4 protein-coding genes and 3 pseudogenes are annotated in these 8,331 nt (G+C 61.1%); 1 reads left to right on the forward strand and 6 read right to left on the reverse strand.

Annotated features, from left to right (window positions below; translation table 11 throughout):
* Positions 1-1,174 (reverse strand): annotated as a pseudogene (locus ACPUER_RS35345) (hypothetical protein); the annotation flags it as partial.
* Here ACPUER_RS35345 and ACPUER_RS35350 point away from each other — a divergent pair.
* Positions 1,173-1,319, forward strand: coding sequence for a hypothetical protein (locus ACPUER_RS35350; RefSeq protein WP_425133401.1), 147 nt, complete (start codon positions 1,173-1,175; stop codon positions 1,317-1,319). The pseudogene ACPUER_RS35345 and the gene ACPUER_RS35350 sit on opposite strands and share 2 nt — an antisense overlap.
* 50 nt (positions 1,320-1,369) lie before the next feature.
* On the opposite strand, the gene ACPUER_RS35355 is transcribed toward ACPUER_RS35350, so the two are convergent.
* The 5 genes and pseudogenes from ACPUER_RS35355 to ACPUER_RS35375 all read right to left on the reverse strand — a co-directional run.
* Complete coding sequence (locus ACPUER_RS35355) at positions 1,370-2,509, reverse strand: secretion protein EspV (protein WP_425133402.1); 1,140 nt, start codon at positions 2,507-2,509, stop codon at positions 1,370-1,372.
* Between the two features lie 728 nt (positions 2,510-3,237).
* Positions 3,238-3,474, reverse strand: a pseudogene (locus ACPUER_RS35360) (integrase core domain-containing protein); the annotation flags it as partial.
* Positions 3,475-3,558: 84 nt separating this feature from the next.
* The gene (locus ACPUER_RS35365) at positions 3,559-5,970 is read right to left on the reverse strand and encodes an inositol polyphosphate kinase family protein (protein ID WP_425133404.1); all 2,412 of its coding nucleotides are present in this window, start codon (positions 5,968-5,970) and stop codon (positions 3,559-3,561) included.
* A 135-nt stretch (positions 5,971-6,105) separates the two neighbouring features.
* Positions 6,106-7,654: pseudogene (locus ACPUER_RS35370) on the reverse strand (IS5 family transposase).
* 121 nt (positions 7,655-7,775) lie between these two features.
* On the reverse strand, positions 7,776-8,331 hold a 556-nt coding region (locus ACPUER_RS35375), incomplete at its 5' end, for a ShlB/FhaC/HecB family hemolysin secretion/activation protein (protein WP_425133403.1).

Below are 8,331 nucleotides of genomic sequence, written 5' to 3' on the forward strand. Positions count from 1 at the left end.
CGATCAGTAAACCCTGCCCCCCTATGGCGCCTCGGCTCTGCAGGCCGAGCACCGTCTGATAGGGCTTGTCGGAATATACTTGGTCGTAGTCATATATCGGCTCAAGCTGCGAGATCAATGCGCTGCCGAGCACGCTGCCAACCGCGCCCGGTTGATCGAGGTCCTGGCCGAGTGCATAGACATAGAAGTCAGCGTCGAACTTAGTGGCCTCGCCGGTGCCCGGTGCCTGGCATGAAAGCGTGATTCGACCATCGTCGTTCCGCGAGATTGATAGAGTATCCACCTTACGAAGCGCATTCTTGGCACTGTCGGGCGCGTACTTGAGTTGATTACCATCGAGCAGGACGGGCCCTGTACTGCGCACGAGCCATTCAACCTTCGCACCCAATTCGCCAGCCCGTTCTACTGCGTCGATTCCGGCGTTGGGGCCATGCACCGCAATAGTCTTGCCTTTGAACCGCTCAGGTCCTGCATCGGCGGCACGCATGAACTCATCGAGATCGAGCACCCGTCCTTCGTTGCGGAGCACCTCTTTATGTTCCGACGCGATGGTGATGTTGCTGAGGCTTTGTTCGGCTCTCGACTTATTGTCCGAGTTGCCCCAGACACTCGTATGCGGCCCCGCACCGATACCGAGCACAGCCTGCTTGCTATCGACAACATAGCCGCTACCGAGCGTGATCCGATAGTTCCCGTCGTCTAGGCGCTGGACACTGGTGATGCTCTCGTTGATACGTTCGGCTCCCAGCCTAGTTGCACGCTCGATCTGCGCATCGTTGCCTGCGGAAAACGTCGCGCGGTCGGCATAGCCTGGATTGTAATGCGGCGCGCGGTCACTCCATTGATCGATGATCTCGTGCTGATGATTGATGTAGCCCGCGCCTCGCACGCTCGGCTGCCACGCGTCCCGTTCACCGATGATCGTCACCTTGCCCCAAAACGGCAGCTCATCGGAATGCTCATCCTGCCGACCGTTCAGCTCGTTCAACAAAAACGCGATACTGCTACCAACACCGATATACGTCACATCGCGAAGCCGATGCGGGTCAAGCGGCAGCTTTCGCTTGGCGGCCTGACTCTCAGCGACGCCCGCTCGACCAGCGCCGGACGCCACGGACTTCGCGTCGAGCGCAGTGTACGAGCTGAGACTAATTAGTGAAGGAGCGATTTTCATGAAAAATCCAGTAGGTGGAGCAGTGGCAGCAATCAAAAGATGGGCGCTTGCTTCTTTTAGATGCAAAGGAATCGGTCACGGCAACGGAACCGCACCTGCCAAATTTCTAACAGCACTGCCGACGCTGAACGACTTGATCGTGTGACGTTGATGGCAATAGAGCGAACGATTTGTATCAGAACCCGCGCGAAGCCTTCAAGAGCGTCCGGTCTCGATAGATCCAGCCTCGCGCAGCAGACGCGCCACCTCTTGTGTAGCCTCATGCATGGCCTTCTCATCGGAGCCCGACGCGCCGGCAGGCGTCAGCGCTACCCCAGCGTGAATTTCGGGATAGCTATGCGTGAATATATCCAGCGTGTTCACGTCTTTCTTGTCCAGGCCCGCTTCGTCACGAATCTTGTTGATACCGCTTGCCATGGCTGGCGGCGTGCTGGATCCTTCCGCACGGAAATAGTGATGCGACAGGTCCATGATCGCCTTACGGCCCTCCGCTTCGCTCAAACCGGGCGCGGCCCAAGATGTACTCGATCGCTCAGCGGCAAAACGCGTCGCGATGACGGCGTCCGAGGAGGAACCAGAGGTTCCGCTCATGATGGGCAGCCCGGCCTTGTCGCGCATTGTCGTGCCCATGTCCTGAGAAAGGTCCATGCCGCCTTGCGTGCGAATGGAGTGCGTGCCGTTCCGCTGAGCGTCGACGCGGTTGTCTTCGCGGAATTTCATGCGCTCATGGATCCCCAGCCGTCCCGCCAGCACTTGGCCGGTCTGCGCGAGTTCGAATCCGGCGCTCGCCTGTTCCTGCGTGAACGGTCCAGCAGCACCGCGCAGCATCATCGAAAAGGCAGATCGCGTGCTATCGGATAAATTGAGCCCGCGAACGCCGTGAAATGGTGAACCTGGTAGCGGCTCCGACAAGCCTAGCGCCTCTTTACCTAGTTGCTCGCGATCGTTGCCACCAAATCGATCTTCCGCGTACCAGAGTCCACGTTCCAGGTGTCCCATCCATGCCGTCTGCTTGAACACTGCAGACTCGGGCTTCCCGAGCGCTTCTGTGGTCGCACGCAGGATATTGGCCTCCGCTCTGCGATATCTCAAGTAGTTCTCTGCTCGGGTTTGCAAATGCTCAAGCGATTCGTAACGGTTGTTCGAAAGCGTATTCTGCAAAAACTGCTTTACGATCGGTGACGTATCAGGTCCGATCTGGTACAGCTGTGTGCCGATGTGCGCCTGACTCGACAACGGCGCGCGAGGCACCCGAACGCCTATTTCTGGGTGATCGGAGCGGCTCACCGAACGCGTTAGTTTTCCGAATTGTCTCGGTTGCCTCTCGTCATTCATGGCACGATCGGCCTCGACCAGCCCGTCATGCCGATTGCGCGACTCGCTACGTGCCCAGCGCAGTTGAAAGCCAAGATTTTCTCCCCCCGGTCCCACGTCCGAACCCTCGCCCCCCTCCGTTGCCCCCATCCTGCCGGATGCTGCCGTCGTGGCGCTCGTATCGAGTGTGGCGGCGCTCTTGCCACACGTGTCATGCGCTAGTCGCGTCGCACTCGGCCTCGCGGAAGACAGGTTCTGGTCAGCCGGGGGCGTCATGCCCGTGCGGTCGGGACGGATGCCGAGATGGTCCGCGATAGTCGTGGCGCGACCGGTCGATGGGTTAGGCTGGTTCAACGCGTGCTCGCTGGCGTGACGTGTCGGCATTCCCGACGCTGTGCATCCACCTTGTCGGACGCCTACTAGCGCGTGTGCATACGGTGTGTAGGTATCCGCGCGCTGCAAGGCCGGAGCATTTGCGTTGCTTACTTGAAGTCGGTCTGACTTGATTTGCGCTGCAGTAGTCGAAGAGATAACGAGCATAACTCTGGTCCCATAGCAGAATCTCGCGAACGAGGGCCGCCAGCGCTACATTCGCGAGAAGATGAAGCCGCATACTTGGTCGCCAAGTCTGTGCTATTACACAAGCGCGCCACGACGATGTCGCGCAGGCTTTCATATTTTGACTTGCCCGGGAATTTTCGGACCAGTTGAAACTTGATGGAGTTGCCCCTGTAATACCGGACACATCGTCACACTAAGGTTGCTGAATCCATCGAGCGCCGGAACTCGCGAGGCGAGCGGTATTTCAGCGCGCTATGGGGATGCTTCTCGTTGTAATGCTCGAACGCGATGGCCAAGTTGCGTGCAGCAGTCGCTGCGTCCGGCTTCGGCATGAAGGCGACGTAGTCGCGTTTCATCGTCTTCACGAAGCTCTCGGCCATCCCGTTACTTTGTGGGCTGCACACCGGCGTGGTCAATGGCTTCAGCCTTCAGGCCTTCGTCGAACCGGAACACGGCATCCTCCCCACCAACGCCACTGACAATCCCTGTTTCGAAAAAACGGCCCCTTTTTATTTTTCCACTTGCTCAAAGAGTGTAATAAGTTTGTTGAGACCGTTCTCGAACCGGCGATTGACTTTCTCATAGTCATCATTTTCGGAAGGTAGCACCGGGTGCGCGAGATCGATAAGCCGGGCGACCGAGTTCTCCGGATTCCGTTTGTCGATTGAAATCAGGACGCTGGAGGCTACGAAGGTGAGAGGCAACTCAATCATCGTCTGTCGAATCGTCTTCAACTGCCCGAGAAGGTGCTGCGCGTTCTGCCAACGTGTATCGGGCGAGCAATCCAGCATCTCGCGAATTCGCGATTCGCTGGAACGGCCAACAGAGTTGCGGGAGCTCTTCGCATCGAGTGCAATCCCCCCAATTGTGCGACCGGCAAGCGTATAGCCACGATCATCTCCAACCAGCGAGCGCGAGCGCCGCAGCAGGTCAGCCGTCGTCAACCTCGCCTTCTTGCTCATGGCCTGCAAGCGAGTACTCCCGGAGCGGATCAACTCGGTGCGCGACACCGTACTGGCACCGATCTTGATGTCCAGCTCTATCTTGTCCTCCGTTCGAATCTTCGCGCCCAGGGCCTGCATAACGATAACCCGCTTGTCGTTCCAATTCGCCCACTCCCTCAATTCCTGCAGCGCCCGCTTCTGCCGAAACGTGACACCGGGGAGCTCATTCCCCCCTTCAAGCGACACGGTGTCGGGAACGACGCCCCGAAGGAGACCGCGGTACCTCACGTACGTCTCCGCCTCCCGGGGAGTGGTCAACTTGGCGATGTGACTATCTCCGAGGCGTATGAACGAACCCGAATGCCCGCCCGCCGTCGCCGTAGACCTAGCGGATTGTGCAGACTCCATCGTCGGATCGTCGGAAATTACTTGCTCGCTCGCGCCCGACAACGTCGTCGGCATGCCTGGCGCACCATCCGACCTGGACAGCCAATCGCCGCCCACTTCGACCTCACGCGTCGGCTCCGTGAGGGCCGCCGTCTGTCCCCCCGCGGCCGGAAGCTTCGCGGCCGTGCCGACTTGCTCGTTCTGTCCGGCTTTGACCCGCCGCCTATTCGCCACGTCACCTTGGGCCTTGAGTTGCTGCATATCCTCGACCTCTACCGCGCCCGCCGGATTCGCCGCCGCGCCGGCTTGCACGTTCCGTCCAGCCTTGACCCACTCGCTGCCTGCTACGTCACCTTGGGCATCGACCAATACGTCGCGCTGCGCGTTCACCGGCCCATTGAACTTCACTTCATCTGCCGCCATCACCAACACATCGCGCTGCGCGCTCATCTGGCCGGCCGTCACCCTGCTCCCCAGCAGCACCACATCAGCTCCCGCAGCAGCAGCCCCATTGATCGCCACGTGCCCACCTGCGGACACGATCACCGCGCCGTCCGCGCTCACGTCCTGCACGCTCGCGCTAGACCCTGCTTGCGACGCTTCGATCGTGACCTGCCGGGCCGCCCGCAGCGGCCCGCCCAGCGTCACCTCGCCATTCGCATTTACCTGGATGTCATTCATCGACGTGATCGCGCCGTCGTGTCGCACCCCCACGCCCGACTCCGTGCTCGCCAGCACAATGTGCCGGCCGTACATAGCCCCCAGCGCCCCACCGCTAATGCCCAACGCCGGTGCCTTCGCGCCGTCCGGCGCCGTCGCCGCGTCCTGGCCGGTCCGCGGATCGTAGGTATTCATCCCCGCCACCAAACGCACGTCGGCACCCACGCCACTCGAGTCGCTGATCGGCCCGGTGACGACAATGTTTCGGCTCACCACGTCAAACATGTTCAGGCCCTTGGTATCGATGCCCCCATGGTCGATCAGCACGTCGCCTTGTGTCACACCAACACGCAACGTCCCGTCCGCTTGCGGCAGCACCTGCCCCGTCGTCACGCCCAGCCGGCCCACGTTCAACGTCGTCAAGCCGTTGATCGTCACACCGTGTTGATTCGCCACCACCACGTCGAGCTTGCCGCCAAACGCCTCCAGCGTGCCCTGCAACGCGCTGCGTTGCTGCGTCACCTCCAGCAACGCCGCCTTGGCCGGCTGCGTCAGGTTCGGGTTCCGCATCGCCTGGCCGCCAATCTGCGATTCCCCGGGCTGCACGCTGTTGTTCAACACCACCCCGCGCCCGACCGGGCTGAACTCGCTGAACTTGTTGTGCGATAACCCCGCGGCGTTCGGCGCCACGATATTGACCAGGTCCGTCCCGTTCGCCGTCGTCGTCATGTCCGGCCGCTGCGCGCCCCCGTTCGGATCTGCCACCACCGCCGCGAACACCAATGACGGCCCCATCATCCCAAGCAAAGCCGCGCTCGCCAGACCGCTACGACGTTGTGCGCGCGTTTTACCCCTACCGCCCTTGCCGATCCCGCGCGACACCTCCGACACCGGCATGCCCGCCACGATGCTCGGCACCAAACGAAACATATTCCTGTTCACAATTCAATTCCTCTGCATTGCTGATCATTTGCATCCCACACCATGTGTTGATTCGAATCTCGGCGAGACGATCGCCAGTTCGCATGTGCGTGGCCCGCGGCTAATAAGTCGGACATGCGAAATTCAGGCGGTCGTTTCGAGCTGCGCGCAACGCGACCTCGTCGCGAGTTGAATCGCGTGCGTCAACACCGCCGCCCATCGAAATGGCAAGCGCATGGGTACGCCAACCCGTAATTGCCGGGCTATGGTGAGGAAAAGATGCGCGAAAGCCGCACTTTTGACGTGCCGAAGCAAGCGCAACGAGACTGGCCCGATGCCCAGTCGGGCAATCGCGCGCAGCAACCAGCGCAGGTTGAAGCCCGTCGCGCACCGCACCGCATGCAACGCATCGCCGCTGGCACCCTTCAGCCAGCAGCGCCGCAGTCCGTGATCCTGTTTGACGTGGCCGATGATCGGTTCGACCGCCTGACGTCGCTTGAGCCACTTGCGCTGCTTCTCGCTCAGTGTCTTGTACTTGCCGCGGTGAATCAGTTTGACCGAGCCGAGCTCGGCATCGACTCCACGATAGCCCAGGTCGGCCAGCACCGTCTTCGGCTGCGGATCGCCTGGCACGGCTTCCAACAGGATGCGCGTCTGCCCAAGCTGTGCGGCCAGCGTGTGGCCGTCGTACGGGTTGCCCGTGAAGGTACGCGCGCCGACGATCAGGCCGCTCTTCTCGGTGATCGCCAGACTCGTCTTCACGCCGAATTCGTATGGCTGGCGCGCTTTGCCTTTCGAGAGGCATTCGACTTCCGGCGCATGCAGGGCATACAGCTTGTTTTTGTCCTTCTTCTGCTGGCGGCAGATCCGCCATGCCCGTTCGAGCCAAACCTTCAGCGTCGCTTGATGCACTTCAGTGGCCGCCGCCATCTTGCGCTCGATGTCGCGCAACAACCGGCCGAGCACGGTGCGCTGTCGCTTGAGGACACGGCGCAGCCGCTTGTACTGCTTCGCATGCGCGTAGCCGCCGGCGCGACGGCGCAGTATCTTGCCTTCGCGCTCGTACGTCTGCTTCAGCGTCAGCCCGGCACGTTGCGCCAGCTTCGCACGCGCCACTTCCAGCAGCCGGCTGTCGGTCGGAAACGCGACGGCCTTCTCCTGGACGGTCGTATCGACGATCACCGCCTCGAATTCGGAAGGCTCGACCATCTTCATGTTTGCCGCCGCCGCGATCGTCGTTGCCAGCAGCTCCTCGACGCCGGCTTCGCCGAGCACCTGGCGAAAGCGTCCCAAATTGGTCGGATCGCACGGCAGCCGCGGCTGGAAGTATTCCTCGCCGCAGAAGTACTGAAAGTACACGCTCTCCGCCCAGCGCTCGCACACCGACTCGTCGCTCTCATTGAACGCGTGCTTCAAGTAGAGCAACCCGAGCATGCGGCGAATCGGCTAGCGCGGTCGGCGCCGCTGCGCTCACGCCCGCGCCGGCAAGTTGTGCTGTCGCGCCGAACAGATCGATCACCTGCGCAGCAATGCCTTCACGATTGCGATGCGCGAACAGCGGCGCCATCGTAGCTTCGAGCGGCGCCATCGTAGCTTCGAGCTGCGCCCACGGCATGCGCGTCGCGAGCACCGCAAGCGGATGGCGCAGGTCGATCATCGAATCAAGGCGGCTTCGGAAGAAATCGTCGGTCATGTCGGCACGCTCCAGCTCCCAGGTTTTAAAACAGATCGATATGCGTTCTGGGAGTTCGCAGCACATCCGACTCCCGCCAATCCCTTGCAGGGCTTGGTTCAACTACGTTTTGCATGTCCGACTAATAGTTGACCGATGCGCTCAAATACCAGACCACCCCGTACCCCATGCCTGGAAGCGCCCTGAACGGCTTGCCAATGGTCATCGCCGCATTGGCCCATTTCGTCGACACCCGGACCCCGCCCGCAGCCCCGCCGATCCAGCCACCATTGCCCGTTTCGCCCTTGTTCCCGACCGCGCCCCAGTCCACACCGACCAACGGTGTGACCGATCCAATCGATGTCAAAAGCGGAAAGCTCAGCGTGTTCGATATATACACGCCGCTATCCCCATAGGCAGACCGGATCTTGAAACCGCGCACCGTAGACTGGTCGCCAATTGCAAACTTGCTGTCGTAGTACAGGTCATCCTTCGAATACTGCGCCCCCACTGCCACCGCGTACCGGGCTCGCAGCGGTCCCGCCATGAAGTCGCTTGACCAGTTCAGATTCAGGTTGAATTTGTCGTAACGCGACATCGGCCCTTGCCCGGTAGACACCGGGTCTTCACTCGCCCCCAGGCAGCCCACGCCCCTCGTCCAGCCCCCATCCGCGAATACGGTTCCGCCGAACAGACTG

The sequence above is a fragment of the Burkholderia sp. DN3021 genome, from assembly GCF_049805555.1.
GTDB lineage: Bacteria > Pseudomonadota > Gammaproteobacteria > Burkholderiales > Burkholderiaceae > Burkholderia > Burkholderia pyrrocinia_C.

Excerpts from the sequence above, each read along its gene's own strand:
- ACPUER_RS35355 (WP_425133402.1), bottom strand. The coding sequence starts at position 2,509 with ATGAATGACGAGAGGCAACCGAGACAATTCGGAAAACTAACGCGTTCG.
- ACPUER_RS35350 (WP_425133401.1), top strand. The coding sequence starts at position 1,173 with ATGAAAAATCCAGTAGGTGGAGCAGTGGCAGCAATCAAAAGATGGGCG.
- ACPUER_RS35365 (WP_425133404.1), bottom strand. The coding sequence starts at position 5,970 with ATGTTTCGTTTGGTGCCGAGCATCGTGGCGGGCATGCCGGTGTCGGAG.